The organism is Aeromonas hydrophila subsp. hydrophila ATCC 7966, from assembly GCF_000014805.1.
In the GTDB taxonomy this organism is placed as follows: Bacteria; Pseudomonadota; Gammaproteobacteria; order Enterobacterales; family Aeromonadaceae; genus Aeromonas; species Aeromonas hydrophila.
This window is the reverse complement of sequence record NC_008570.1, coordinates 656915-682947: the sequence shown is the minus strand read 5'-3', so window position 1 is coordinate 682947 and position 26033 is coordinate 656915. Positions and strand designations below refer to the sequence as shown.

The 26033-nt window shown below is 65.8% G+C and carries 20 protein-coding genes; 7 read left to right on the top strand and 13 right to left on the bottom strand.

The genetic code is table 11. The features are described from left to right. Positions 1-52: 52 nt before the first annotated feature. Positions 53-1546: an alkaline phosphatase D family protein gene (locus AHA_RS03185; protein WP_011704599.1), complete on the bottom strand. Its 1494-nt coding sequence runs from the start codon at positions 1544-1546 to the stop codon at positions 53-55. Positions 1547-1641: 95 nt separating this feature from the next. Continuing rightward, the gene (locus AHA_RS03180) at positions 1642-2862 is read right to left on the bottom strand and encodes a DEAD/DEAH box helicase (RefSeq protein WP_011704598.1); all 1221 of its coding nucleotides are present in this window, start codon (positions 2860-2862) and stop codon (positions 1642-1644) included. 168 nt (positions 2863-3030) lie between these two features. On the opposite strand from AHA_RS03180, the gene AHA_RS03175 reads away from it, so the two are divergent. After that, on the top strand, positions 3031-3849 hold the full coding sequence (locus AHA_RS03175; RefSeq protein WP_011704597.1) for a type 2 periplasmic-binding domain-containing protein: 819 nt from the start codon (positions 3031-3033) through the stop codon (positions 3847-3849). A 62-nt stretch (positions 3850-3911) separates the two neighbouring features. On the opposite strand, the gene tpx is transcribed toward AHA_RS03175, so the two are convergent. Further along, positions 3912-4412, bottom strand: coding sequence for a thiol peroxidase (gene tpx / locus AHA_RS03170; RefSeq protein ID WP_011704596.1), 501 nt, complete (start codon positions 4410-4412; stop codon positions 3912-3914). Between the two features lie 217 nt (positions 4413-4629). Here tpx and AHA_RS03165 point away from each other — a divergent pair, with 217 nt between their 5' ends. Then, positions 4630-7047 carry a zinc/cadmium/mercury/lead-transporting ATPase gene (locus tag AHA_RS03165; RefSeq protein ID WP_164927540.1) on the top strand — a complete coding sequence of 806 codons (2418 nt, stop codon included), beginning with the start codon at positions 4630-4632 and terminating at the stop codon, positions 7045-7047. A 192-nt stretch (positions 7048-7239) separates the two neighbouring features. On the opposite strand, the gene pulA is transcribed toward AHA_RS03165, so the two are convergent. Continuing rightward, positions 7240-11277: a pullulanase-type alpha-1,6-glucosidase gene (gene pulA, locus AHA_RS03160; protein WP_115586401.1), complete on the bottom strand. Its 4038-nt coding sequence runs from the start codon at positions 11275-11277 to the stop codon at positions 7240-7242. A gap of 281 nt (positions 11278-11558) precedes the next feature. Between pulA and AHA_RS03155 the strand changes: the two genes are divergently transcribed. After that, positions 11559-11969, top strand: a complete 411-nt coding sequence (locus AHA_RS03155) for a hypothetical protein (protein ID WP_011704593.1) — start codon at positions 11559-11561, stop codon at positions 11967-11969. A 63-nt stretch (positions 11970-12032) separates the two neighbouring features. On the opposite strand, the gene dmeF is transcribed toward AHA_RS03155, so the two are convergent. Next, positions 12033-12992, bottom strand: coding sequence for a CDF family Co(II)/Ni(II) efflux transporter DmeF (dmeF, locus tag AHA_RS03150; protein WP_011704592.1), 960 nt, complete (start codon positions 12990-12992; stop codon positions 12033-12035). A gap of 71 nt (positions 12993-13063) precedes the next feature. Between dmeF and AHA_RS03145 the strand changes: the two genes are divergently transcribed. From AHA_RS03145 to AHA_RS03135, 3 genes are all read left to right on the top strand, one after another. Next, positions 13064-13339 carry a metal/formaldehyde-sensitive transcriptional repressor gene (locus AHA_RS03145; protein WP_005308614.1) on the top strand — a complete coding sequence of 92 codons (276 nt, stop codon included), beginning with the start codon at positions 13064-13066 and terminating at the stop codon, positions 13337-13339. Positions 13340-13508: 169 nt separating this feature from the next. Next, complete coding sequence (locus AHA_RS03140) at positions 13509-14705, top strand: amino acid aminotransferase (protein ID WP_011704591.1); 1197 nt, start codon at positions 13509-13511, stop codon at positions 14703-14705. A gap of 60 nt (positions 14706-14765) precedes the next feature. Beyond that, entirely contained in the window at positions 14766-15689 is a 924-nt protein-coding gene (locus tag AHA_RS03135) for a LysR family transcriptional regulator (protein ID WP_011704590.1), read from the top strand. A gap of 42 nt (positions 15690-15731) precedes the next feature. On the opposite strand, the gene AHA_RS03130 is transcribed toward AHA_RS03135, so the two are convergent. From AHA_RS03130 to AHA_RS03105, 6 genes are all read right to left on the bottom strand, one after another. Further along, positions 15732-16055 (bottom strand): DUF1820 family protein, encoded by a 324-nt coding sequence (locus tag AHA_RS03130; protein WP_011704589.1) that lies wholly within the window; start codon positions 16053-16055, stop codon positions 15732-15734. Between the two features lie 192 nt (positions 16056-16247). Further along, a complete protein-coding gene (locus AHA_RS03125; protein ID WP_011704588.1) occupies positions 16248-17099 on the bottom strand; it encodes a YjjW family glycine radical enzyme activase in 852 nt (283 codons plus the stop codon). A 37-nt stretch (positions 17100-17136) separates the two neighbouring features. After that, positions 17137-18663 (bottom strand): YjjI family glycine radical enzyme, encoded by a 1527-nt coding sequence (locus tag AHA_RS03120; RefSeq protein ID WP_011704587.1) that lies wholly within the window; start codon positions 18661-18663, stop codon positions 17137-17139. A gap of 116 nt (positions 18664-18779) precedes the next feature. After that, positions 18780-19121: an AzlD domain-containing protein gene (locus AHA_RS03115; protein WP_024944606.1), complete on the bottom strand. Its 342-nt coding sequence runs from the start codon at positions 19119-19121 to the stop codon at positions 18780-18782. Positions 19122-19123: 2 nt separating this feature from the next. After that, positions 19124-19843 (bottom strand): AzlC family ABC transporter permease, encoded by a 720-nt coding sequence (locus AHA_RS03110; protein WP_011704586.1) that lies wholly within the window; start codon positions 19841-19843, stop codon positions 19124-19126. 148 nt (positions 19844-19991) lie between these two features. Then, positions 19992-20468 carry a L,D-transpeptidase family protein gene (locus AHA_RS03105; RefSeq protein WP_024944607.1) on the bottom strand — a complete coding sequence of 159 codons (477 nt, stop codon included), beginning with the start codon at positions 20466-20468 and terminating at the stop codon, positions 19992-19994. A gap of 259 nt (positions 20469-20727) precedes the next feature. On the opposite strand from AHA_RS03105, the gene AHA_RS03100 reads away from it, so the two are divergent. Beyond that, entirely contained in the window at positions 20728-23889 is a 3162-nt protein-coding gene (locus tag AHA_RS03100; protein WP_011704584.1) for a S41 family peptidase, read from the top strand. 106 nt (positions 23890-23995) lie between these two features. Here the strand turns inward: AHA_RS03100 and AHA_RS03095 are convergent, their stop codons facing one another. Both AHA_RS03095 and AHA_RS03090 read right to left on the bottom strand, forming a co-directional pair. Next, complete coding sequence (locus AHA_RS03095) at positions 23996-25339, bottom strand: zinc-dependent metalloprotease (protein WP_011704583.1); 1344 nt, start codon at positions 25337-25339, stop codon at positions 23996-23998. A gap of 20 nt (positions 25340-25359) precedes the next feature. Next, positions 25360-26019, bottom strand: coding sequence for a hypothetical protein (locus AHA_RS03090; RefSeq protein WP_164927539.1), 660 nt, complete (start codon positions 26017-26019; stop codon positions 25360-25362). Positions 26020-26033 lie beyond the last annotated feature (14 nt).

Sequence of the window (26033 nt, the reverse complement as noted above, 5' to 3'; positions counted from 1 at the left end):
CTGATCTCCACAAGAAAAAGGGCCCGTCAGGGCCCTTCGCATTTTCCCGCCATCAGGCCAGCGGGTAGCTGGCCGCCAGCCCGTTCTCGCAATGCCAGTTGGCCCACAGCTTGTTGTCGGTGCCCATCAGCAGGGTGGCGAAATTGCGGGTACGCAGGTAGACGGGGGCGCCGAACGGCTTGATAAGCTCGGCGCGGATCAGCCGGTTCTCGTCGAGGTATTCGGCATCGTCGTTGGTCATGGCGAGGATCCCCATCCACTGGAACTGGGTGGGACAGGGGTGGACGATACCGGAGGAGACCAGCTGGTGCACGTTGAGCACCCCGTCCCGCTTGTCCTGGATCACCCCGAGGCAGCCCACGTGCACGTCGCCGGAGAGGATCAGGGTCTTGCAGCCAGCATCCTTCTGGCGCCGGATCCTGGCATTGTCCAGCAGCCGCATGATGAGCCGGGCCCGCTCCCCCTGATGATCCTTGGCCCGCCAGTGATCCTTGAGATCGTCGGTCAGCTCCTCCTCCCAGGGGGTGGCATCCAGCGCCGCCTCGGTGAAGGAGAAGTCGCGATAGACCACGGGCACCCCCGCCAGCACCAGCAGATGGCCCGCGTCGCAGGCGGCCAGCGCGTCGTTGATCTGATCCCACTGGGACGGGCTCATCACCTGGGCGCGGGTCCGATTGGCCCGGTTGTCCAGCGCCAGGATCTGGTAGCCCCGAAAACTCAGCCGCCAGGAGTGGTGGCCCAGCTTGACCGGATCCAGCAGGGAGACGTTGGCAACGGAGCGCAGCTGGAACAGCCGGAAATAGCGGGACGCGGCGGCATAGATGACCCGGTAGACATCGCAGCCCTGCAGATTGTCTGGCGACTCGGGATAGCTGCCCCAGCCGTCGAAGATGTCGTGGTCATCCCACATCATGGCGCTCGGGATCCGGGCCAGAAGGCGCGCCACCTCGGGCCGCCCCCACTGCTTGCAGTAGAGATCGCAGTAGAAGCGATCGAGCTGCTCCTCCATGGTGCGAGTGGCCTTGCGTTTGACCTTCTCCGCCATGTCCAGCTCGTTCCAGGCCTTGAGGCTGGGCACCGTGGTCCAGAGGGAGTCGGCATAGACCTGATCGCCCCCCATCAGCAGCAGCGAGAAGGGGTGCGTGGCGTGCTCGGCGTCCAGCTTGTCCCACATCACATAGGGCTGCGGGGTAGAGGTGAGCAGCTTGAAGTCGGAAAAACCATTGCAGGAGGCGTACCCGATGCGTACCCGCTCCGCCGACCCAGGCAGATGAAACTGCCAGCGATCCTCACCGGCCAGATCCCGGGCGGGCTCCCCGTCCAGCAGGATCTGGTACTCCACACTCGAACCCGCCTCGGCCGGAGTCGCCGTCCAGCTGACCCGCCAGAAGCCGCCCCTGGGGGTATCCGCCTGCTTGCCGGCGGCCAGCAGGCTGCCGTTGATCCTGACCCCGGCGCCCTTGCAGTCAGGCCCCGCCAAAAAACAGATGCTGTATTGCGTCTCCGCTTCGAGCCCCAGCAGGGGCCCCATCACCAGACTCGCCATTGCCTATCCCTCCGTGGTTGAACCCATGGAGCATAGTGAAACGGGCGTCCTTTGGTACTGCCCAAGCGGGCAGTCCATCTTGGGTCAGGCTTGCCCTAGCCCTTGCTCTTGAACTGTTTGACGCTGCGTTTGGCCTGGGTGCGACGATTGGCCTGCTTGTCACGGGGGGCGCGCTTGCCCTCCCCGCTGGCTGGCTGATCGGTGACCGGGAAACCGGCGAGCTCGGCCAGCGGCAGCTCGCGGCCGGTGAGGGTGCGGATCGCCGCCAGGGTGTCGGCCTCGCCATGGCAGGTGAGCGAGATGGCGAGCCCGCTGCGTCCGGCCCGGGCGGTACGGCCGATGCGGTGCACGTAGACGGGGGCGCTGGCGGGCAAGTCCAGGTTGATCACCAGCGGCAGCGCCTCCACGTGAATGCCGCGCGCCATCAGATCGGTGGCCACCAGCACTCGCACCTTGCCCGCCTTGAAGTCACCGAGCGCCTGCTCGCGCACCGCCTGTTCCTTCTCGCCGTGCAGGGCCGCCACCGTGATGCCCGCCTTGGCCAGCTTGCGGGCCACCCCGTCTGCGTCGTCCCGTGCGCTGATGAAGACCAGCACCTGCGGCCACTCGTGGGCCTTGAGCAGGCTGATGAGCGCCGGCACCTTGCTGCTCTTGTTGACCAGATAGAGGCGCTCCTCGATGTCGTCGGCCACGCTGTTGCGAGGATCCGCCTCCACCCGCACCGGCTCGGTCAGCAGACCGGTCGCCAGCGCATCCAGCTCGGCCGGCAAGGTGGCCGAGAACAGCAGGGTCTGACGCTCGACCGGCATGGCATTCAGCAGCCACTGGATGTCGGGCCAGAAGCCCATCTCCAGCAGCCGGTCCGCCTCGTCCAGCACCAGATGGCGCAGCTGGCTCAGTCCCAGCAGTTGCTGGGCCAGCAGGTCCCGCAGTCGCCCCGGGGTCGCCACCAGCAGTTGCGGCCCCAGCGCCAGTTCGGCCTGTTGCAGCGCCTGCGCCACCCCGCCGCACAGGGTCACCAGTCGCAGACCCAGCCCGGCGGCCGGCCCCTGCAGCGCCTCGCTCACCTGCACCGCCAGCTCGCGGGTCGGTACCAGCACCAGCCCCTGCACCCGATCGCTGGCCGGATCGAGGCGCTGCAGCAGCGGCAGCCCGAACGCCAGGGTCTTGCCGCTGCCGGTGCGGGCCAGCGCCAGCAGATCCCGACCCGCCAGCGCGGCGGGAATGGCCAGTTGCTGCACCCGGGTCGGGCACTTGAGGTCGGCGGGCAGGGTCGCCAGCAGGGCGGGGGCGAGGGCAAGTTCATCAAAAGTCATGGGGCTACGCAGCTATCGACAGAATAGGGAGGTGGGGGCGAAGTCTAGTGAGCGGCCGACCATAAGTAAAATCCCATCCATCGCGGCCACGGGCCCACTCCCGGCCCGCCATGCGCAAAGCGGGCCTGACTACACTTCAGGAACCTCCCCCGGGGACGTGACCAGACCATGACCAGACATCCCTCTCTGCTGCTGTTGTTGCTGCTGTGCCTGACGGGGCTAACCAGCCTCAGCCTCTCCCGCGCCGACACGGCGGCCGCCCCCGCCGCCAAGCCGGTACGCATCCTCAACGCCCACCTCGGCGAGCTGCCGGGGCTCATCAACGCCGACAAGACCGGCCCCTTCGTCGATCTGGTGCGCGCCATCGATGATCTCTACCCCGAGGTGAGCATCCGGATCACCATCTACCCCCTCGCCCGGGCCATGGCCGGGGTGATCGCCGGCACCGCCGATTTCAGCCTGCCCGCCATCCGCAATCTGCAGGATGCCGACCTGCTGCCCTATCGCTTCAGCACTCGCAGCTTCGGCAAGGTCACCCACGTGCTCTACAGCAATACCGACCACCTCATCACCCCCGACATGGCCTACGGCATAGTACCCACCAAACGGGATCTGCTGATCGAGGCGACCCCCGGCTTTCTGCCCATTCCGCTGCAACGGTCGATGAGCATAGAGCAGTCCCTGCGCAAGCTGTCGCGCGGCCGCATCGACGCCTTCATCTGGGCCCAGGAGGAGGCCGACCTGATGCTGCGCCAGCTCAAACTGACCAACATTCACCGGGAACACCTGGGGGATTTCGAGGATGTCTTCATCATCGCCAAGGGGCCTACCGGCGACGAGGTGGATCGCTTCCTCGGCGAGGCGATCGAGAGGCTCGCCGCCTCCGGCAAGCTGGCAGAGATCTACTCAAGGCTGCACCGCCCCTATGTCGAGTGGCAACCCCACCCGGAGCCACTACCCGCCAAAGACGCGACCAAAGCCCCCTGACTGTTCCATAAAAAAATCCCGCCGGGGCCATGCCCCGGCGGGATTGTTGTCAGTCTGCCTGTTTACAGTACGGCCAGGGCGGTGGCGTAGTTCGGCTCGTCGGCGACTTCGGCCACCAGCTCGCTGTGCAGCACCTTGTTCTCTTCATCCAACACCACGATGGCACGGGCAGCCAGACCCACCAGCGGGCCGGAGGAGAAGGCCACGCCGTAGTCTTGCAGGAAGGCGGCACCACGCAGGGTGGAGAGGGTCACTACCTTGTCCAGCCCTTCGGCGCCGCAGAAGCGGGACTGGGCGAACGGCAGGTCGGCGGAGATGCACAGCACCACGGCGTTGTTCAGCGCGCTGGCCTGCTCGTTGAACTTGCGCACGGAAGTGGCGCAGGTCGGGGTATCGACGCTCGGGAAGATGTTCAGGATCTTGCGCTGGCCGGCGAAGCTCACCAGGGTCAGATCGGAGAGATCCTTGGCCACCAGGGAGAACGGCTTGGCCTGCTCGCCAGCGACCGGGAAGTGACCGGCGACGGAAACGGGATTGCCTTGCAGGGTAACGGAATTGCTCATGTTATGTCCTTGATTATCGAGGGAGGATCAGGCCCTCCAGTATAGGCCTGCCGGGCGGGGACAAACACCCGTCAACCACAGGGATATCACCTCTGCCGGCAGCCTGTTGCGAGGAGCGGGAGAAAGGGGCTTGACCTTGGACTTAACACCAAGGTTTACACTCGGCTCAGTTATCGAAGATCTCGCACCGGCGGGATCCATCCAAGAGGGACTCATCATGAGCAAATCCTGCTGCAGCCATCAACACGCCGCCGCCCCCATCAAGGCCGTCAGCAAGAGCGCTGCGCCCCAGGCCGAGCACCAGCACGACAGCCACTGCTGCGACCAGGCCGCACCGGTCAGCTGTTGCGCGAGTCAGGCCCCCCATGATCATCAGGATCATGCCGCCAGCGGCGCTCCCGAGGGGGAAGAGCCCCCCAGAGGGGGTTGTTGCGCCACTCCACCGCCCGCCCATGCCCGGCATGCCCATGACGGGGAGCACGACCACCATGAGCATGCCGTCGCGGCAGAACCCCCGCTGGACGCCCCCGAGCAGAACAGCCGCCGCCACAGCTGGCAGGTGCTGGGGATGGACTGCCCCAGCTGCGCCCGCAAGATAGAGACCGCCGTCAGCCGGGTGAGCGGCGTGCAACAGGCCCGCGTGCTGTTTGCCACCGAGAAGCTGGTGGTGGATCTGGCCCCCGGCCTCTCCCCCGATCCCGTTACCGCCGCCGTGCTGGCCGCCGGCTTCCAGCTCAAGGGCGAGCGCAGCGGCAAGCAGGAGCCCAGCCGTGAGCGCGGCCCGCTGCAGACCCTGCTCACCAAATATTGGCAGCCGCTGTCGCTGGCCGGCCTGATGCTGGTGGCGGCCCTGCTGCCGAGCCAGGTCGGTCAGCCGCTGTTTACCCTGGCCACCCTGTGGGGGCTGTGGCCCATCTCCCGCAAGGCGTGGGCGCTGACCAAGAGCGGCTCCCCCTTCGCCATCGAGACCCTGATGACGGTCGCCGCCGTGGGGGCCCTGTTCCTCGGCGAAACCGCCGAAGCGGCCATGGTGCTGCTGCTGTTCATGCTGGGCGAACATCTGGAGGCCTACGCCGCCGGCCGCGCCCGCGCCGGGGTCACCGCCCTGATGGCACTGGTGCCCGACAAGGCGCTGCGCATCCGTACCACTGCCGAGGGCGAGGTGCGGGAAGAGGTGGCGGCAGACCAGCTGCGCCCCGGCGACATCATCGAAATCGCCCCGGGTGCCCGCCTGGCCGCCGATGCCCGCCTGCTCGACGCCCTCGGCGCCTTTGACGAGAGCGCCCTGACCGGCGAATCGATCCCGGTGGAGCGCCGTCAGGGTGACAAGGTGCCCGCCGGCAGCCTGGCTGCGGATCGGGTGCTGCGCCTCGAGGTGGTGTCCGAACCCGGCAACAACGCCATCGACCGCATCCTGCATCTCATTGAGGAGGCCGAGACCCAGCGCGCTCCCATCGAGCGCTTCATCGACCGCTTCAGCCGCTGGTATACCCCGGCCATGATGCTGGTTGCCCTGCTGGTGGTGCTGGTACCGCCGCTCGCCTTCGGCCAGAGCTGGGACGAGTGGGTCTATCGCGGGCTGGCGCTGCTGCTGATCGGTTGCCCCTGCGCCCTGGTCATCTCCACCCCGGCGGCGGTCACCTCGGCACTGGCGGCAGCCACCCGGCAGGGGGCCCTCATCAAGGGGGGCGCTGCGCTGGAGCGGCTGGCCCACATCGATACCGTGGCCTTTGACAAGACCGGCACCCTGACCCTGGGCAAGCCGCAGCTGACCGAACTGGTGAGCCTCAATGGCCAGCCTGAGGCCGAACTGCTGGCACTGGCGGCGGCCATCGAGCAGGGCTCCCACCACCCGCTGGCCCGCGCCGTGGTAACGGCGGCCAGCGAACGGGGCCTCAGCCTCGCCGCGGCCCAGGCGCTGCGCGCCCTGCCCGGCATGGGCGTGGAAGGTCGCATCGACGGCACCCTCTGGCAACTGCTGGCACCAAGCCGGGTCGCCACCCTGGATGCCGCGATGCAGGCCCGGGTCGCCACCCTGGAGCAGCAAGGCAAGACAGTGGTGGTGCTCGGTCAGCCTGACGCCACCCCGGCCGCCCTGCTGGCCCTGCGCGACCAGATCCGGCCGGAAGCGGCTGCGGCGCTGCAAGAGCTCAACCAGCTCGGCCTGCAGAGCATCATGCTGACCGGCGACAACCCCCGCGCCGCCGAGGCCATCGCCAGCGAACTCGGCATGGGCTGGCGCGCCGGCCTGCTGCCGGAGGGCAAGGTCGATGAAATCGCCAAGCTCGGCCTCAGCCAGAAAGTCGCGATGATCGGCGACGGCATCAACGACGCCCCGGCCATGAAGCGGGCCAGCATCGGCATCGCCATGGGGGGCGGTACCGACGTGGCGCTGGAGACCGCCGATGCGGCGCTGACCCACAACCAGCTCGGCGGGGTCGCCGCCATGATCCGGCTCTCACGTGCGGCACTGGCCAACATCCACCAGAACATAGCGCTGGCGCTGGGGCTCAAGGCCATCTTCCTGGTCACCAGCCTGCTCGGCATCACCGGCCTGTGGATTGCGGTGCTGGCCGACACCGGCGCCACCGCGCTGGTCACCGCCAACGCCCTGCGCCTGCTGCGCAAGCGCTAAGCCGGCCGTTGACGGCACAACCAACAGCCGCCCCAACGGGGCGGCTTTTTTATTGCCTCGCCCACAGCAAAGAAAAAGCGCGGCTGCCGGTCGGCAGTCGCGCTTTGCTTACTCTCTCGGAGTTATCCCACCCTTGGCGAGGTGGAATTCAACCCTGGGGTGCCGAGCCAGCCCCGGGCTCGATGGGAATGACTACTTGGCGCTGCACTCCTGGATCACAGCGGTACCGGCCTTGGTGCCGGCCGGGTCAACCTTCACCAGCACGCTCCACAGGCCCTGCGGCAAGGTGATGCTGTTGTTGGCGCTGCCCGGCTGGGAGAAGCCGATGGCATAACCCGTCTCCGCCGTCACCGCACCGCCGCCGTTGAGCAGGTACTCCTTGCTCCAGTCCTCGTTGGCCACCTTGAACTCGGTGCTGCCGGTGTAGTTGAAGGCCGCCTGATAGATGGCCAGATCGCCGTCCATCCCCTTGTAGCTCAACTGGTACTGGGGCTGAGCGGCCCAGCCGGAGAGTTCGCCCTTGACGAACAGGTTGTAGCCGAGCGGATTGCCCGCCACCGTGTCCAGCACCTTGCAGCTCTGCACCGGCTCGGTGAAGCTGACGCTCAGGGTGGGCTTGTCCTTGTTCATGGCGGTGAACACGAACTTGTAGCTGCCCGCCTTGGCCAGATCGAGCCCGATGTTGCCGGTATCGCCGCCCTTGCAAAGGGTCAACGGAGTGCCGACCACCAGCTTGTCACCCGCATTGCAGCTGCCGTAGTTGAGGGGACCCCAGCTGGCATCCGCGATCTTGACGTTGGTGGTGCCCAGCTTGTCGCTGCTCACCTCGGTGGTGAACTCGTACATGAAGTTGCTGCTGAAGGTCATCTGGTTGGTGTTGCCCCATTCATTGAGGAACCCCTTCAGATAGACGGCGGTGTCACCGAACGGCGGTACCGTGCTCAGATCAGTCTTCTTGCCAACCGGCAGGCCAGTGCCCTGGGCACCGCTCTGCGGCTTGACGAACACCGCCGCCGACCAGGCACCCAGGGTCAGGGTACCGCCATTGGCGGCCGCATCGCGGGCGATGCTCTCGCCGCCGTGGTGAGCCGGGCTCAGCTGCAGGCTGGTCAGATCGATGGGCTGATCGTTGCCGTCACGGAAGTCGCTGATGCTCTGGGGAGCATTGGTGGCGTTGATCATCACCACCAGACCGTCGATGGCCGGATCCAGATCCGCCCCCGCATTGATGCCGTCATCCACCGTCATCACGATGAGGCCGGGCTCCTGATCCGGGCCGGTATTGCGGAAGTCGACCCGCTTGATCACCTCGGCACCGCTGCCCAGACGCAGCAGACGGGAGGATTGACGCAGCTCGGCCAGCTCCTGATAGAAGCCCACCATGGTCGCCATGTCGGCACCGCTCGGCTTGACGTGCTTGCCGAGTACTTTCTCGATCAGCGGATAGTTGTCGCCATCCTTGTCCTTGCGCGGCAGCCCCTTGTCGAAGTTGTTGTCGGCCAGGGTATAGTCGACCCGGTTGTACCAGTCACCCGAGTCGTAGCTGTCCCGCTCCATGGACTTGGAGCGCAGCAGCTCGACACCGGCATGGGTGAAGGGAATGCCCTGCCCCAGCATGGCAGTGGCGAGCGATACCCCCTGCATCCGCACCAGATCGGCCCCTTGCGGCGCCTTGTAGATCAGGTTGTCGAACAGGGTCTGGTTGTCGTGCTTGTCGACGTAGTTCTGGATTTCGGTCGGATCCTGGGCGTAGCCCGCCGGTTGACCGTTGTAGTCGATGTCGGAGCCCTTCTTCGGCATGCCATCCTTGTCGGTCAGGATGAAGTCCTTGAGGTTGCCGGCCATGCCGAGGCGCACCAGATCGGCCTGATGCAGAGCGGTGGCGCGATCTACGCCATCCATCTCGTTGGCATCCACCAGAGCGCCGTTGCCAAAGCCCTGGGTCTTGCGAATCGTGTCGCCGCCGTCGAACGGACTGCCGCCGCGCACCGCATCCCGCAGCCGGTCGGAGAAGGAGCCGATGCCGGTGCCGGCCAGGTGTTTCTGGGTCGCCTGCACGAAGCGCTTGTCATCCTGCACCTCGCCGAAGTTCCAGCCCTCGCCGTAGAAGTACATCTCCGGGTTGACCTGCTTCACCGCAGCCAGCGCCTGCACCATCTGATCTTTCGGGTGGTGGCCCATCAGGTCGAAGCGGAAGGCGTCGATCTTGTAGTCGCGCGCCCAGGTGACCAGGGAGTCATCCATCAGCTTGGCGAACATGGCGTGTTCCGGCGCCGTGTTGGAGCAGCAGGTGGAGTTCTCCACCGAGCCGGTCTCCGGATTGAGGCGCTGATAGTACCAGGGCACTATCTTGTCGAGCACCGACTTGGGCCCCAGGCCCGCCTCGTTGGTGTGGTTGTAGACCACGTCCATCACCACGTTCATGCCGATGTTCTGCTTGATGGCCTTGACCATTTCGCGGAACTCCAGGATGCGCTGGCTGCCCTCGGCGTTGGTGGCGTAGGAGCCTTCCGGGGTGGTGTAGTGGTAAGGGTCATAGCCCCAGTTGAAGGAGTCGACGCCGCGCAGATAGCCGTAGAGCTCCTGCACCTGCGGGTTCTCCTTGCTGTCGCTCCCTTGCAGATCGCCGAGCACGGCCTCGATGGTCTGGCCGCTGCTGCAGTAGCCGGCGAACTTGGAGTTCTGCACCTCGGGGTTGACCTGGCACAGCTTGCCAAAATCGTCGCTGATGTTGGCGACCTTGGCCGGATCCTCGTTGACGGTGGCGATGTCGAACACCGGCAGCAGGTGCAGGTGGCTGACGCCGCTCTTGGCCAGTGCCTGCAGGTGCTTGACCGGCGCCGTGTCGGTATCGGTCAGGCCGAGGAACTTGCCGCGGTGCTCGGCCGGGGTGGAGTCGTCGTTGCCGGTCAGATCGCGGACATGGGCCTCATAGATGGTGATGTCGGCGGGGTTCTGCTGGCTGTGGGGCGCCTTGAGGCTGTCCCACCCTTCCGGCTTGAGAGCCGGATCGTTGAGATCCACCACCTGGCTGAACTCGGAGTTCATCGCCAGGCTCAGGGAGTAGGGGTCGGTCACCTGATAGGATTCCAGCTTGCGGCTGACCGGGTGATAGACCTGGATGTCGTAGCGGTAGAACTTGCCCACCAGCTCGCTGCCGCCCTGCACGCTCCAGCTGCCGCTGGCCTCGTCCAGGGTCATGGTGCGCTCGCCGAGCGGCTTGTGCTGGCCGTCGAACAGCGCCAGCTTGACCGACTTGGCGGTCGGCGCCCACAGCCGGAAGGTGACATTGCCCCCCTCGACCACGGCGCCATAAGTCAGCTTGGTAGCCGCTTCGCTGTAGAGGGCATCGAGGGCGCCGGCGCTCTGCACCAGGGTCGCCCCCTGCAGAATGCCGTCGGCATCGGTGCCGATGGCCACCAGCTCACCCTTGAGCAGCGGCTTGAGATCTTTACCAGCCGGCAGGGCGAAGGCGGCGGCATCCTTCAGATGCGGATACTTGGCCTGCTGCTCGGCGGTCAGGCTGGTCGGAGCAAGGGTGATGTAGGGGAAGTCGAACACCCCTTCGGCATTGGCCTTGATGGTGCCGGACTCGGTGTAATAGAGGCGCACATGGGGCTTGTCCTTGCCCCCTTGCCAGATCAGGGTGTTGCCGTCGATCAGGTGGGCACTGGCGCCCGCCACGCCGAAGGCGGCGGTGAAGGCCTCGGCGCGGCTGCCGAAGATCTCGTTCTTGCCGGCGACGATGGCCACGGTGCGGTCCGGGTGATCGCTGAAGACCACCTTCATGTCGCTGCCGGTCAGGTTGGCCAGATCGCCGTTGCGGGCGATGAAGTTGATGCAGCCTTCCAGCTTGCTAAGGGGCACCACCCAGCTCGGGCCGAAGCCGTCGGCCGCGGCCGGGGTGTTGACCTTGTCGTCCCAGCCTGCGTTGAGGCCGCTCTCGGCGGTGGCGCTGCAGGCGTCGTTGTTCCACAGGTGCAGGCTGTAGTTGGCGAAGGGGCCAGTGACCCCGCGAGCCGCACTGGTCTGGGTATCCACCAGGGCGATCACCGCCTGATCGGGCCCGGCTACCAGTTGCTCGGCAGGGGGTTGCACATTGGGCAGACGGGCGACGGGGCCGTCCGTGGGGTCAGGGGTGGAGGGGGAGGAGCTGTTGTCATTGCAGCCGGACAAAAGCGCGAGCAGTGAGGCTGTTACCAGCGCCACTTTGGTCTTTTTCATATCCATTTTTTTATAATTCCCGCTGTAGTTAGTCTCGATATCCGAGTACCCGGTCATTGCCGAGCGGTGCCATATTAATCAGCAGAAATCGTTTCAAATGTGAGCAGGGGGGCAAAAAAGTTAACCGCTTTCAACAAGATAACGTTTTCATAACGAAAATCGGATCGGGCTCACAGACCTGCCGCCCGATTCGGCACATACCTGCGGGCAGAGCCATGATGTCTGGAAAAATTGATTTCCGATCAAATGGATAAGTGGATACGGCAAGAGAGAGGGAGCCACGACAGATGAAGCGGATTGAAGAGCAGGCCAGACGGCTGGACCAGGAGTATCAAGAGATTGCCCAGCTGTTTGACCAATTTTGTCAGCAGGCGGGGACGCTCGCCGAGCAGTACCACTTCTTCAACTGGCCGGATTATGAGGATACCCCGCCCCTCGCCCGGGCCTTTACCCTGCTGGGGGAGCCACGGGAGCTGCGGCTGCGCTGCCAGCCGGGGGAGCGCGGCAGTTTGAGCGGGCTGATCCAGGTGTGCGGCGAGGAGGGCACCATCCACGCCAGCCTCGGCTTTCGGGCCGACGGCCACCTGCTGCTGGAGTCGGGCCGGCTGCTGGACAACCCGCCCGAGCTGCTGCTCAAACTGCTGCTCGGCGCCATCTGGCAGCACAAACCGGAGGATGTGCAGGGCCAGCCGCACTGAGCCAGAAAAACAGGAAGGGGCCTTGGCCCCTTCCTGCTGTTGCGGGCGGCCAACCGGCCAGGATCAGGCGGCGCTCACTTCTATGGTGACGTGCACCAGCTCCTCGTGGATGGCGAGCCGGGCGCGGATCTCGCTGGCGGCAACCGGCGCCGCCATCAGCAGGGAGAGCACGCAGGCATATTGCTGCTGCCCCACCCGCCAGACGTGCAGATCGCGCACTTCGGCATCCGGCAACTCGGCAATCACCTCGCGGATCTCCGCCACCAGCGGCACGTCCATCTCGGCATCCAGCAGCACCCGGCCGGAGTCGCGCAGCAGGCCCCAGGCCCACACCGCAACCAGTCCGGCCCCCACTATGCCCATCAGGGGATCCAGCCAGTCGGCCCCCCACAACATGCCCCCCACCAGCGCCAGAATCGCCAGCACCGAGGTGGCCGCATCCGCCAGCACGTGGATGTAGGCGGCGCGCAGGTTGAGATCCTGATGACCGTGATGCTGGCCATGATCGTGCGGGTGAGCGTGGTCGTGATGATCATGATGGTGGTCGTGACCGTGCCCATGGTGATGACCGTGGTCATCCTTGAGCAGCCAGGCGCAGGCCAGGTTCACCAGCAGGCCAACGATGGCGATGACGATGGCCTGTTGATAGTGGATCGGGCTGGGATCCAGCAGCCGGAACACCGACTCGAACAGCATCATGCCGGCCACCCCCACCAGCAAGAGGGCGCTGGTAAAGCCCCCCAGCACCTCGATCTTCCAGGTGCCGAAGCTGAATCTGTGGTCGCGGGCGAAGTGGCGGGCGGCGCGGTAGGCCAGCACCGACAGGCCGAGCGCCAGCGCGTGGGAGCTCATGTGCCAGCCGTCGGCCAGCAGCGCCATGGAGTTGTAGAACCAGCCGCCGCCGATCTCCGCCACCATCATGATGACGGTCAGCAGCACGGCCCAGCGGGTCTTCTGTTCGGCCAGCGGATTCCCTTCGTGGACGACGGGTTGGTGGCAGTGGGATGAGGCGAGGGATGACATGGATTTCTCCTGAGGACGACAATGCAATATACTATACCCCAGTATAGTTTTATTGATCGAGAGGATCCTGCATGTCACACACCATTCACGGCAAGAAGAAGCTGCTGGCGCGGGTGCGCCGCATCAAGGGGCAGGCAGGGGCACTGGAGAGCGCGCTGGAGCAGGAGAGCGACTGCGCCGCCATCTTGCAGCAGATCGCGGCCATTCGCGGCGCCGTCAACGGCCTGATGCTGGAGGTGCTGGAGGGCCACATGCGCGAGCATCTCGGCGCCGAAGAGGCGACCCCGGCCGAGCGGCTGGAGGATCTGGATCAGGTGGTGCGGGTATTGCGATCCTATCTGAAGTAGGGCCGGTGGATGGGGCCATGCGTAGCCCCGCCTCATCCCGTTGACGGCTGGGCGGCGTCGGCCCCACGGCCCCCGCCCCTTTCAGACTTGAGCCCTCGCCGGCTTTACGCCATGATGACCGCCGATCATTGATCGCCATACCCTGGATTCCATTTCGCAAGGACCCCCCATGTTTGAACACGTCGATGCCTATGCTGGCGACCCCATCCTGACCCTGGTCGAGACCTTCCACAAAGACACCCGCGAGCAGAAGGTGAACCTGGGGATCGGCCTCTATTACGACGAGCAAGGCCGCATTCCGCTGCTGGCCTCGGTACAGCAGGCCGAAGCCCAGCGCGCCGCCGCCCCGGCCCCCCGCCCCTACCAGCCGATGGAAGGCGCCGCCAACTACCGCACCGCAGTGCAGCACCTGCTGTTCGGTGCCGACCACGAAGCGGTCAAGGCGGGTCGCATCGCCACCATCCAGACCATCGGTGGCTCGGGCGCCCTGAAGATCGGCGCCGATCTGCTCAAGCGCTACTTCCCGACCTCCGAGGTGTGGGTCAGCAATCCCACCTGGGACAACCACAAAGCGATGTTCGAGGGCGCCGGCATCAAGGTGCACGATTACCCCTACTACGATGCGGCCACCGGCGGCGTGCAGTTTGACGCCATGATCGACTGCCTGAGCAGCCTGCCGGCAAAAAGCATCGTGCTGCTGCACCCCTGCTGCCACAACCCGACCGGGGTGGATCTCTCTCGCGCCCAGTGGGACCAGGTGATCGCGCTGGTAGTCGAGAAGAATCTCATTCCTTTCATGGACATCGCCTATCAGGGCTTCGGCGACGGGCTGGAAGAGGATGCCTACGCCATTCGCGCCATGGTGGCCGCCGGCGTCAGCTTCTTCGTCAGCAACTCCTTCTCCAAGAACCTCTCCTTCTACGGCGAACGTTGTGGCGGCCTGTCGGTCATCTGCCAGGATGCCGAAGAGGCGAGCCGCGTGCTGGGCCAGATGAAGGCCACCGTGCGCCGCAACTACTCCAGCCCCCCCACCCACGGCGGTCAGATCACTGCGGCCGTGATGAACGACGCCAGCCTGCACGCCATGTGGGTCGGTGAGGTGACCGAGATGCGCACCCGCATCAAGGCGATGCGCGAGAAGCTGTTCGAGGTGCTGAGTGCCAAGGTGCCGGGCCGTGACTTCAGCTACTTCATCAACCAGCGCGGCATGTTCAGCTACACCGGCTTCACCCCGGAGCAGGTGGATCGCCTGCGCGAGGAGTTCGCCGTCTACCTGGTGCGCTCCGGTCGCATGTGCGTGGCGGGCCTCAACAGCCGCAACGTCGACTACGTGGCCGACGCCATGGCCGCCGTGCTCAAGGGCTGATCCCCGCAAGCCCCGCTCAGGCGGGGCTTTTTGTTTGTCCCGTTTGCTTGTGGAACCGTTATGGATCTCATTGCCCTCTCCCGCCTCGGCGGTCGCCATCTGGTTACCCTGCACCTGCTGCTCGACAGCCAGAGCGTCACCCGCACCGCCGAGCGGCTCTGCACCACCCCCTCCACCGTCAGCAAGACTCTCAACCAGCTGCGGGATCTGCTCGGTGATCAGCTGCTCTACCGCCAGGGCAACCAGCTGCTGCTGACCCCGTTCGCCGAGCGGCTCGGCCCTACCCTGCACCGGCTGCTGAGCGAGCTGAACGGCCTCACCGGCCAGGGCGGGTTCGATCCCGCCAGCTGGCAGGGGCAGCTGACATTCGCCCTGCGCGAGAGCGGCATGGTCTGGCCCATGGGGCCCATTCTGGCGCAGCTGATGCGCGAGGTGCCGGGCCTGGTGCCCGACATTCGCAACAAGGATGAGCAGGGGCTGGCTGCCCTGGCGGCGGGCAAGCTGGACTTCGTGATCCTGCCCCACGATCAGAGCCAGCCGCTGCCCCGCCAGCAAGGGCTGGTGTGGGAGACCCTGCGCGAAGACAAGCTGGTCTGCCTGCTGCGCGCGGATCACCCGGCGCTGGCGCGATCCTGGGATCTCGATGCCTACCTGAGCTGGCGCCATATCGCCATTCGCGATCAGGAGCTGGCCAACCCCTTCTTCGAACAGAGCCTGGCCCAGTTGCAGGTGCGCCGGCAGATTGCCGCCATCCTGCCGGATTTTGGCAGTGCGGCAGCCCTGCTGCGCCAGAGCGATCTGATCCTCACCGCCATCGGTGGCTGGGCCGAGCAGGCGGCCCCCCACGCTCTGGTGAGCAGGCCGGTGCCCTTCGATTACGGCGCCGTCACCCACAGCCTGGTGTGGTACGGCCCGGCCGGAGAAGAGCCGGCCCGGCGCTGGTTTCGCCAGCGCATCCTGCAACTGGCCCGCGAGCTGGGATGAGGGCGACCATGCCCGGCACATGCTGGCCGGACATGGCGAGTGTCAGGGTTTCTTGGTGTAGATGGGGCTGGGGAAGGGAGAGACGTTGTTGCCCAGTTCGGTGATGCGGGCGGCCCCCTGCTTGCGCACCTGATCGACCCGCAGCACGTGGTGCATGGGGATCATGGTGCGATTGACGTCGGCAAATTCACTCTTCAACTTCTCGTGGCTGGGGTCGACGATGAGCGCCGTGTGGTTGTCCCACACGAAGTTGGCGATCTCGATGAAGCCGAACAGCTGACCCTGGCTCACTTCCCTGACATAGACTTCGTAACGCTCGTTGTGACAAATGAACTGCACTCGATATAAGGCGTTGGATTCACTCATGTTCGTCTGTTGATGGTGGGCGATTGACCCATTCTAGCCGCCACCTCGCAGAGCTCAAATAGACAGCAATCACAGTTACGTCATCTCAAGACTCAGGCAGCAAAAAAGCCACGCCGAACCGCTCGGTTCGCCGTCCAATCTTGCCTTGTAGTATCAAATCCCTTTGCGATCAATTGATTAGCACCCGGCTATTCAGAGCAGTGGCGGCAGGCTGACCGGGCCGAGCCCGGCCACCGCCAGCGCAGCGGCCAACTGCTCCAGCTCCTCTCGCGTCGCCTCTGGCCAGCCCTGCGCCGCCCCGCGCACGCCGTGATGGCGAAAGCCGTTGAGGCGGATGGGCACGGGCCCGAGAGCGCGCAAGAAGGCGGCGAGCCCGCCCTCCAGCGTGCCGTCGGCGACGAGATAATCGCTCTGCCCCGGTACCTGCAGCAGGCGCACCTCCGCCAGCTTGCCCGCCTGCGCCAGCAGTTGCAGCGACGCCAGCACCCGCTCGCGGCCATAGCCGGCCAGCATGTGATGCACAGAGTCACCCCACCCCTTGAGGTCGATCATGGCGCCGTCCAGCACCGGCAGCAGCCGCTGCCAGCCGGCCTCGGCGAGCGAACCGTTGCTGTCGAGCAGGCAGTCGAGATGGGCCAGATCCGCCGCCCCCTTGATGGCCGTGAACAGCGCGATCACGAACGGCAACTGGGTGGTGGCCTCACCGCCGGAGACGGTAATCCCGCTCAGCAGCGGGCCGTAGCGGCGCAGCAGAGCCAGCACCTCGGCCACCGTCATGGCAGCTGTCTTGGGGCTGGCGCTGCGGGGGCAGAGATCGAGACAGGCATCGCAGTCGGTGCAGCGCGCCGCCTGCCAGCTCACCCGCCCCTCGTGCAGGGTCAGCGCTCCGCTCGGGCAGCCCGGCACGCAGTCGCCGCAGTGATCGCAGAGGCCGATGGTGTGCGGGTTATGACAGCCGGGGCAGGCGAAGTTGCAGCCCTGCAGAAACAGCACCAGCCGGTTGCCGGGGCCGTCCACGCAGGAGAAGGGCAGCCAGCGGCTCACCGTCGCGGTGCGCGCCGCCCCTGCCCGTCTGCCGTACTCAGTAGTCACACAGGGTCGCCTCGCGCCCCACCACCCGCGGCGCCCGCTGGCGGATCCCGGTCAGTTCGCTCGCCTCGGCGCCGAGGCAGGTGGTCTGCAGCCGCGAGCCCTCGGTCGCGAAGCGGGCCACGTCGCTCTTGCGGATCATGTAGCCGGTCACCCGCACCAGATCGCTGTCCGCCACGTTGGCGGTGAACTCGCGCATGCCGATGGCGAGCGCCCCCTTGCACAGCTGCAGCAGCGCCTGCGGGTTCTGGCGGATGGTGGGATCCAGGGTGAGGATCTCGCTGATCCCGGAGTGATAGAAGCCGTGGTGGGGCGCCAGCGCCAGCATGTGGCTGGCGGGATCCGGCTCCTCGCCATAGGGGATGCGTACCCCGGGGGTCACCCCGCGATCCACGCTGAGCCCGCCCTGGGAGTGGAGCAGGGCGCGGCCACCCCAGGCGTGCACCTGCGGCGCTTCGCTCACGTGGCGGGCGAGCTGGGCCGAGATGCGGTAGCCCAGCTGGTTCGCCTCTTCGTCCCGGCCGTAGCGCTCCGGCAGGTTCTCCTTGTCCATCAGGAGGTTGACCGCCTCGGCCATGCCGTAAATGCCGAACATGGGCACGAAGCGATCCTCTTCCAGCAGCCCCTCCTGCACCAGGAAGCTGTCGAAGAAACCGGACTCCTGGTGCAGGAAGGCGGCACGCGCCTCGATCAGACGGGAGGCGAGGCGGCAGTAGTGGGGCAGCAGGCAGCCCAGGAAGTCGTCGATGCCGTGGGCCTGCTCGGCCACCCGCTTGAGGGAGACCCGCACCAGGGTGTTGGCGCCACCCGCCTGGGGCAGGGCGTTGTAGCAGCTGACGATGCCGAAGCCGCGCTCATCGAAGGTGTTGCGATGCAGCGGGTAGTTGGCGATGTGGGGCTTGCTGCAGGCCGCTATGTTCTTCACCCCCTGCAGCAACAGGCTGTCCGGAGTCTGCGCCGGATCGTGGAACAGGGTGAGGTTGGGGGCCACCTGCTTGAGATCGCCGTCGATACGCAGGATCAGGCGGCAGAGCCGGTTGTCGTCCGGGCCTATGTTGACGTGCATGAAGGCATCCGGCAGCACCCGGTCCAGGTAGATCCAGAACCCCTTCAGCTTGCGATAGAGCGCCTCGTCATCCAGCTCACCGACGAAGGGCAGCAGCAGGTGGTCGAGCCGGCCCAGCCAGACCGGCATGCCGGTGACGGAGGGCACATGGTGGTAGAGGATGCGCAGGGCATCGAGCGCCTCGTCGAAATCCTGCGGCGGTGCCAGCTCCAGCCAGGCCGAGCCCTGGCGCAGAAACTTCTCGTAATCCGGCAGCACATAGCGCGGCTTGTAGGGGGCGTGCCCCTCGAACATGTCGCAGACAAAGCCCTTGGCCATCGCCTCGCTCACCTCGGCGGGCAGCTCGGGATAGGGCAGCGCATTTTCGGCGGCCAGCGCCAGGGCATGGCTCTTCTGGGCCGGTGACAGCAGGGGATCGCGCACGATGCGCTGACAGGTTTCGGTGAAGGACATGGCTCGCTCCTCGACGGATGGGAGCTAAATCCTCACACTTGAGAGGTGTTTTTTGAAGTGACATTCACAACATGGCGGATATCCAATGAAGACATCCGCCATGCAAGATCACGGGCCTAGCCCAACCAGGGCAGCAACTGGGCCACGCCTCCCTGCCAGCGCAGCAGGAAGAAGCCCCCCATGCCGACCACCACCACCAGCAGGGTCGGCAGCCGCAGCAAGGTCAGTACCGTCACCAGCAGGGTGGCGACCAGGTAGTCCGGATCCCAGCTCAGCCCAATGCCAGGCTGGTAGCTGAAGACGATGGGCAGCCAGATGGCGGTCAGCACCGACTGGGCCGAGAAGCTGAGGAAGGCCCCCATCTCGGCACCCGGCTGATAGCGGGTCAGCCGCGAGAAGAAGGCGAAGCGGTTGAAGAAGGTGATCAGGGCCAGCAGGCCTATCATCAGCCAGCTCATGATTACCTCCTCATCCGGTGCAGCACATAACCCACCAGCATGCCGGAGAGCGCCGAGATGATGATGTAGACCTCCGCCAGCAGCGGCTTGGTGAGCAGCGCCATGGCACCGCTCACCAGGGTGGCCGCCACCATGGGCAGGTTCTTCATGGCGGGAATGGTCATGGCGATGAAGGTGGCGGCGATGGCGAAGTCCAGCCCCATCTGATCCAGCCCGTCGATGTACTGGCCGGCGGCGATGCCGAGCAGGGTCGCCGCATTCCAGAACAGATAGAAGACGAAGCCGGCGATGAGCGCATAGGCCGGGTCGAAGCGGCCGCTGCGCTCCCGGTCTTTGAGCGCCACCGCGAACATCTCGTCGGTCAGAAAGAAGGCCAGACTGGCGCGCCAGCGCAGGGAGAGCGGCAGCACGTCGCGGCGAAAGGTGAAGCCGTAGAGCAGGTGCTGGGAGGTGATGACGAAGGTGGAGCCCATGATGGGCAGCAGCGGCGTACCCGCCCCGAACAGGGTGGTGGCCGAGAGCTGGGCGGCGCCGGCATAGACCAGCAGCGACATCAGCTGGGCCTGCAGCGGGCTCAGCCCCACCTGCAGCGCCAGGGCACCGCACAGGATCCCCCAGGGGATCACCGAGACGGAGAGCGGCAGAATATCGATGGAGGCGCGCCACCAGAGCGCGCGGGTACTCTCGGCCCCGACGGGCCGGGAGCAGGTTGCTGATGGCATGGGATCATCCTTGTTGCGTCCACGGCGAGCCGGAAAAACTAGCACAGCACGGGGACGGATACCAAGAGGCTGCGGGTAAAGAGAAGATAGAGCAGAACAGAGGGCCCAAAAAACAGAACGCCACCCGGAGGTGGCGCGCTGCAGAGAGTCAGGGCTGAATGACGATGGGGGTGCCGGGTTCGATGGCGTTCCACACTTCGTCCAGATCCTTGTTGAGCATGGCGATGCAGCCATTGGTCCAGTTGGACGGCTGCAGGCGGGTGTTGCCTATGCTGTTGCGCTGACCGTGGATCATGATCATGCCGCCCGGTCGCACACCCATCTCGTTGGCCGCCTTGATGTCGTCCAGATTCGGGTAGTTGATGTGGATGGCCTTGTAATAGTTGGAGTTGGTCTTCTTGTAGTCGAGGATGTAACGGCCTTCCGGCGTGCGCTGATCCCCTTCCCGCTGCTTGTGCCCCTTGGGAGCCGGACCCAGAGCTATCCAGTAGCGTTTGACCTCCTTGCCATCCTTCATCAGGGTCAGGCTATAACTCGATTTCTTCACCACCACCATATCGGCGGACAGGGTGGCAAAACTCAATGCGGGCCACAGCCCCAGCAAACACAGTAATACGGCTCTCATTCCATCCCTCGGCAAGCCTCTGGTAAGGGCTTTTCTGTTACCAAATCATCTGAACTGCACCGCCTCGTGTGGCGGGCGAGCGCCATCATATTGGATCGCCATCAATACTCAATATATCCAGAGAAACATATCCCGCGCCATCTTTTATAGATTGTTACAATTAACTGCCAAAACAACGGGATAACCCCCTATCTCGGGATAGTCCCGGGCGGGACATTGGGGGAAGATAAGGCGCTTTTCACCTCTCAGGAACCTCACGATGCGATACCGACTCTCCCTGCTGCTCCTGCTGCTCTGCTCCTCCCTGCAGGCGGCCGAGCCGCTCTGGCTGCGCGAGCCCGCCCTCTCCCCCGACGGCAAGCAGCTTGCCTTCACCTGGCAGGGCCGCGTCTACCTGAGCGCGGGGGATGGCGGCCCCGCTGTGCCCCTCACCGACGGCAACTACCTGAGCCAGCGCCCGCTCTGGTCGCCGGATGGCAAACTCATAGCCTTTGCCGCCAACCTCTACGGCAACGAAGACGTGTTCGTGGTGCCGAGCCACGGCGGCGAGATGGTGCGGCTGACCCGCGATTCGCGCCCCGATCTGCCCCAGGCCTTCAGCGCCGACGGCAAGCAGTTGCTGCTGAGCAGCCAGCGCCTGACCGACCCCGACGCCGATCACTTCGTGGCGGAAGGCTACCAGGCCGGCAACCTCTACTGGACGCCGGTTGCCGGCGGCCCGCTGACCCCGGCCCAGCCCCTGCCCGCCACCCTGGCCCGCCCCCACGGCAGCCAGCTGGCCTACCAGATGCCGGGCATGGATCAGCCGTTTCGCAAGCACCAGCACTCGTTTGCCGTCTCCCGTCTGTGGCTGTTCGATGGTAAACAGCATCGCCAGCTGACCGAAGACAGGGTGGCCGCCAGCGATCCGGTCTGGGATGAGCAGGGCAAGCAACTCTACTACCTGAGCGAGCGCAGCGGTGATTTCAACGTCTGGCAACGGGATCTGGCCAGCGGCCAGGATCGCCAGCTAACCCACTTCAAGGGCCACCCGGTGCGCGGCCTCAGTGCCTCCCGCCAGGGGGATCTGGTCTGGTCCTGGCAGGGGGAGCTCTACCGCCTCGATGCCGGCAGCGACACCCCGCGCAAGCTCGTCATCCAGCCGCTGTTCGCCAAGGTGCCGGCCGAGCAGAGCTGGCAGCCCGGCCCCATCGACGAGGCCATCGCCCGCCAGGACGGAGAAGAGGTGATCCTGGTCAGCCAGGGGGATCTCTATGCGGTCGATACCCGGCGCGAGCGGGTACGCCAGCTCACCCGCCATCCCAGCGAGCAGTCGGCGCCGCGCTATCTGGATAAAGAGCAGGAGCTCATCTACCTCTCCGAACAGGAGGGGCCGGCAGCGCTGTACCGCCTCAAGAAGGGGCAGCCGGACAAGCTGTTCAGCGACCCCGGCCCCCTGACCGAGGAGAAACTGCTGGCCATTCCGGGCGCCGCCATCAGCGTGCCGACCCTCTCCCCCGACGGCAAACAGCTCGCCTTCGTGGTGGATGGCCAGGCCGTCCATCTGCTGGATCTGGCCAGCGGCAAGCAGCGCCAGCTGGTCGCGGCCGAGTTCAACCCCTCCCGTCACGCGGTGGAGCTGGCCTTTGCCCCCGATTCACGCCACCTGGCGCTGACCATCCAGCCCGACTCCGCCCAGCAGGAGATCGCCGTCATCGATACCCGGGATGCCAAGGCCAAGCCGGTCAACGTCAGCCTCAACGGCTATCGGGATGGCGAGCCTGCCTGGAGTCAGGACGGCGGCATCCTCTACTGGCAATCCACCAAGTACGGGGTACTGGGTGCCGATGGCGAGCCCCTCGGTGGCAGCCTGCTCGGTCTCTACAGCAGTCGCGCCGCCAAGAGCGACTTCATCGCCGAACAGGCGCCGCCCAAGGCCGGTTACGGCTTCGAAGCTGACCGCCTGGCACACCGGGAGGCGATCCAGCTACAGCCAGAGGGCCCCATCCTCGCCAGTCGCATCGTCGACGATCATCTGATCTATCTGGTGGAGGTGATGGACGCCAACGGCGAGAGCGAGATCAAGGGCTACGCCCAGGATCTGCGCAAGGGGGAAACCAAGCTGCTGTTTGCCGAGCAGCCGGGGCCGGCACTGGCCAGCCTCAACCAGGATGCCAGCCTCGCCACCCTGGTGCGGGAGGGGGAAATCGCCCTCATCGATACCCGCTCCGGCGAGGCCAGCAGCCACCCCTTCAATCTGCTGATCACCGCCAGCTGGCAGGATCGGATGAGCGCAGCCTTCGACCAGATCACCCGCCTCACCCGGGACGAGTTCTACCGGGCCGACATGAACGGGGTGGACTGGGACGGCTATGTGGCCGCCTATCGCCGCCTGCTGCCCGGCATCAGCAACGATCGTGACTTCGGCAACCTGCTGGCGGAGCTGGCCGGCGAGCTCAATGTCTCCCACACCTGGGGCAGCGGCCCGGCCCCCTCCCTGCGCATGCCGGACGAGACCGCCAGCCTCGGTGGTTACTGGCGCGAGCGGCAGGGAGCGGTCGAGCTCGACGCCCTGCTGGCCGGCGGCCCGCTGGAGCAGGAGACGGATCTCGCGCCGGGCGCCCGCCTGCTGGCCGTCAACGGCACCGAGCTGCACAGCCTCAACGAGCTGGATGCCCTGCTCAACCACCAGGCCGGCCAGCGGCTGGCGCTCACTGTGCTGCCCAAGGGGGCCAAGGAGCCCAGCCAGCTGGAGGTCACCGCCATCGACCTGCAGCAGGAATATCAGTTGCAGCTCGACGGCTGGATCGCCAAGCGCCGCAGCCAGGTGGAGCAGTTGAGTCAGGGGCGGGTCGGCTATGTCTATCTGCCGGAGATGAGCAGCGCCGTCTATGAGGAGGTGGTGGCCGACGCCCTCGGTCGCCAGCGCAACCGCGAGGCGCTGATCGTCGACGTGCGCTTCAACAAGGGGGGTTATCTGGCCAACACCCTGGTGGAGTTCCTGACCGGCAGCGGCAGCGCCCAGGGCATGGCCCGCAGCTGGCCACGCCTTGGCAAGGGGGAGACGGATGCCGCCACCCGCCAGTGGACCAAGCCCTCGGTGGTGCTGGTCAATGCGGGCAGCTACTCGGAAGGCTCGGCCTTTCCCCAGTACTACCGCACCCTCAAGGTGGGCCCCATCGTCGGTGAGCCGGTGCCGGGCACCGGCACCATGGTGTACGCCCACACCTCCAGGCTGATCCCGGGCCTTGCCTACGGCATCCCGACCCTGGGACTGCGCAACCCCGACGGCACCCTGTACGAGAACCAGGAGCTGATCCCCGACGTGCAGGTGGTGCTGACCCCGGCCGACATGCTGGCGGGACGCGATCCCCAGCTGGCAGCCGCGGTGCAGGCCGCCCTCGCCCAGTTGACCACGAATGCGAAACCCGCAGCCAAATAGGCTGACTGACGCCAGCCAGCAAAAAAAGAGCCGGCCGGGCTTGCCCGGTCGGCTCCTCTGACAGACAACAAGGGCGCCCCGCCTGTTGCGGGGCGCCCTTGTTGCATCAGGCCGGCTGCGTCTCGGCCGGCTGGCGGGCCAGCGCCAGCTGATACCTGTGCTCGGCCAGCTCCAGCTCGCGGCGCGCCTCGTCCACCTTGCCGTCGGCACTCTTCACCGCCGCCACCAGCTGGTTGTAGCGATCCCAGCTGCCGTTGTACTCGTTCACCTCGGCCTGGTAGCGCTGGCTGATCTCGTTGGATTGGCGAATGATGGCGTTGTTCTCATCGTGCAGCTGATCGATGCGGGCGCTCAGGCTCGCCTGGATGGCGCGGATCCGGCGATACTCTTCCGGGCCGTAGCTGCCGTTGTAGCTGTTGTGCTCGCGCACCAGCCGGTTGATCTCCTGCACCGTCTGGCGGTTGCGCTGGTTCAGCTGGCTCAGCTCGCGCTGGTAGCGATCAAAATTGCCCTTGAGCGTCTGCTGGCGATCCTGCAGGGCGGTTCTGGCCGCCACCTGCTGGCTGTAGTGCTCCTGAGCCGCCGCCAAGTCCTGGCGCCGGGTCTCGAGGGAGCGCTCCAGCTCGCCCAGATCCGGCAGCGCTTCCGTCACCATGGTGGGATAGAAGGCGGCGATCTGCGGCGTCGTCACCCTCAGCGCCCGCACCGCATCGGCTCCGTTGGCCTGATCCCGGTAATCCACGCCGCACGGCTGCCCCTTGCAGATCAGGTCAGGGCTGGAGAACTTGTACTCGTGGCTGTAGACCCCGAAGCTGGAGGGATAAGCCATCACGGTAGCGAAGGAACCCCGCACCCCGTGCCCCAACGCATAGTGATAAGTGCCCCCCGTGCCATCTTGCAGGCGGGAGTGGTTGAGCCCCATGTTGTGGCCCAGCTCGTGCGCCAGCACCACGTCGCCACAGCCGGTGGCCGTGACATGGCTGAACATGCTGCCGGCATCCTGGGAGACATCCCCGTCGGCATACGCCTTGCTGCCATCGGTATAGGTCGCGGAACCGCCAACCCAGGCCAGCCCGCAGCTGCCGTGGTCACCGGTCTGGGGGCGCATCAGCACCACCATGTCGGCGCCATAACGGGTGCGCAGGGTCGGTACCTGCTTGAAAGCCGGATCCTGCTGGTAGGTCACCGCGTTGAGCGCGGATTTGTCGGTGCCGCCATCCGGGTAATTGACCTGCTGGTCGTGCACGGCCCGCACCGTCAGATCCAGGCCGCTGGCGGCATAGATCTGGTTGGTGACGTTGATCATGTGCTGGATCCGGGTCTGGGCGTCCCCTTGATAGCGGGCCGCCAGCCCCGGACTGTGCAGCACCATCAGGTCGATGGTTTCCGCCAGCACCGGGGTCGCCCCGAGCAATCCCGCAATCATGATCCCCAAGGTGGTTTTCTGCATGTGATCTTCCTTTTCTGTTGTTATTGGTGAGTCGGGATCAGGGCGTCATCGCCGCCATGACCCAGATCCAGTGGCGGGTTCTTGTAAACCCAGCCCTTGCCTCCCAGGGTCTCGACGGAGTAACTGCCTTGCGGCGTGCCGATGAACCCGAAAGTCGCTTGCTTGCCGACGGTGAAATTGACCGGATAGCTGTCACCGTCGACCCGAATTTCCCCCTGCCAGTTGCGCTCCCCGCCTCGCTGCAGTTCAACCTTGGTCACCCTGGCCTGCAGGGTGCTGCCGTCCGGCATTGGCAGGGCCACGCTGTCACCCACCTGGGCCCGCTCCAGATCGCTGCCCTGCAGGGCGATCGGCTGAGGTTGCTCGACCGCATCGCCGGGCTCCGCCAGCGGAAAGTCCGCATCCACCTCGGCCGCCTGCCAGGGGGTCTCCAGCTGCTGGCTGCCATCTTCCCGCAGCCGATCCGGCTTGGCGGGGGCTGCGATCGGCGCCGGCTTGAGCGCGGGGGCGGGCATGGCGGCGAGCGGCGTGAGCTCCGCCAGCGGGCCGCTATCCGCCGCGCGCTCCTCATCCCCTGCCGCCTGACCGGGCGCCACCCCTTGCGGCCACAGGTACCAGCCGATCACCCCGGCCAAGAGGGCGCCCAACCCCAGCCAAGGCTTCCATTTCGCTCTCTTCATACTGATACTCCAGT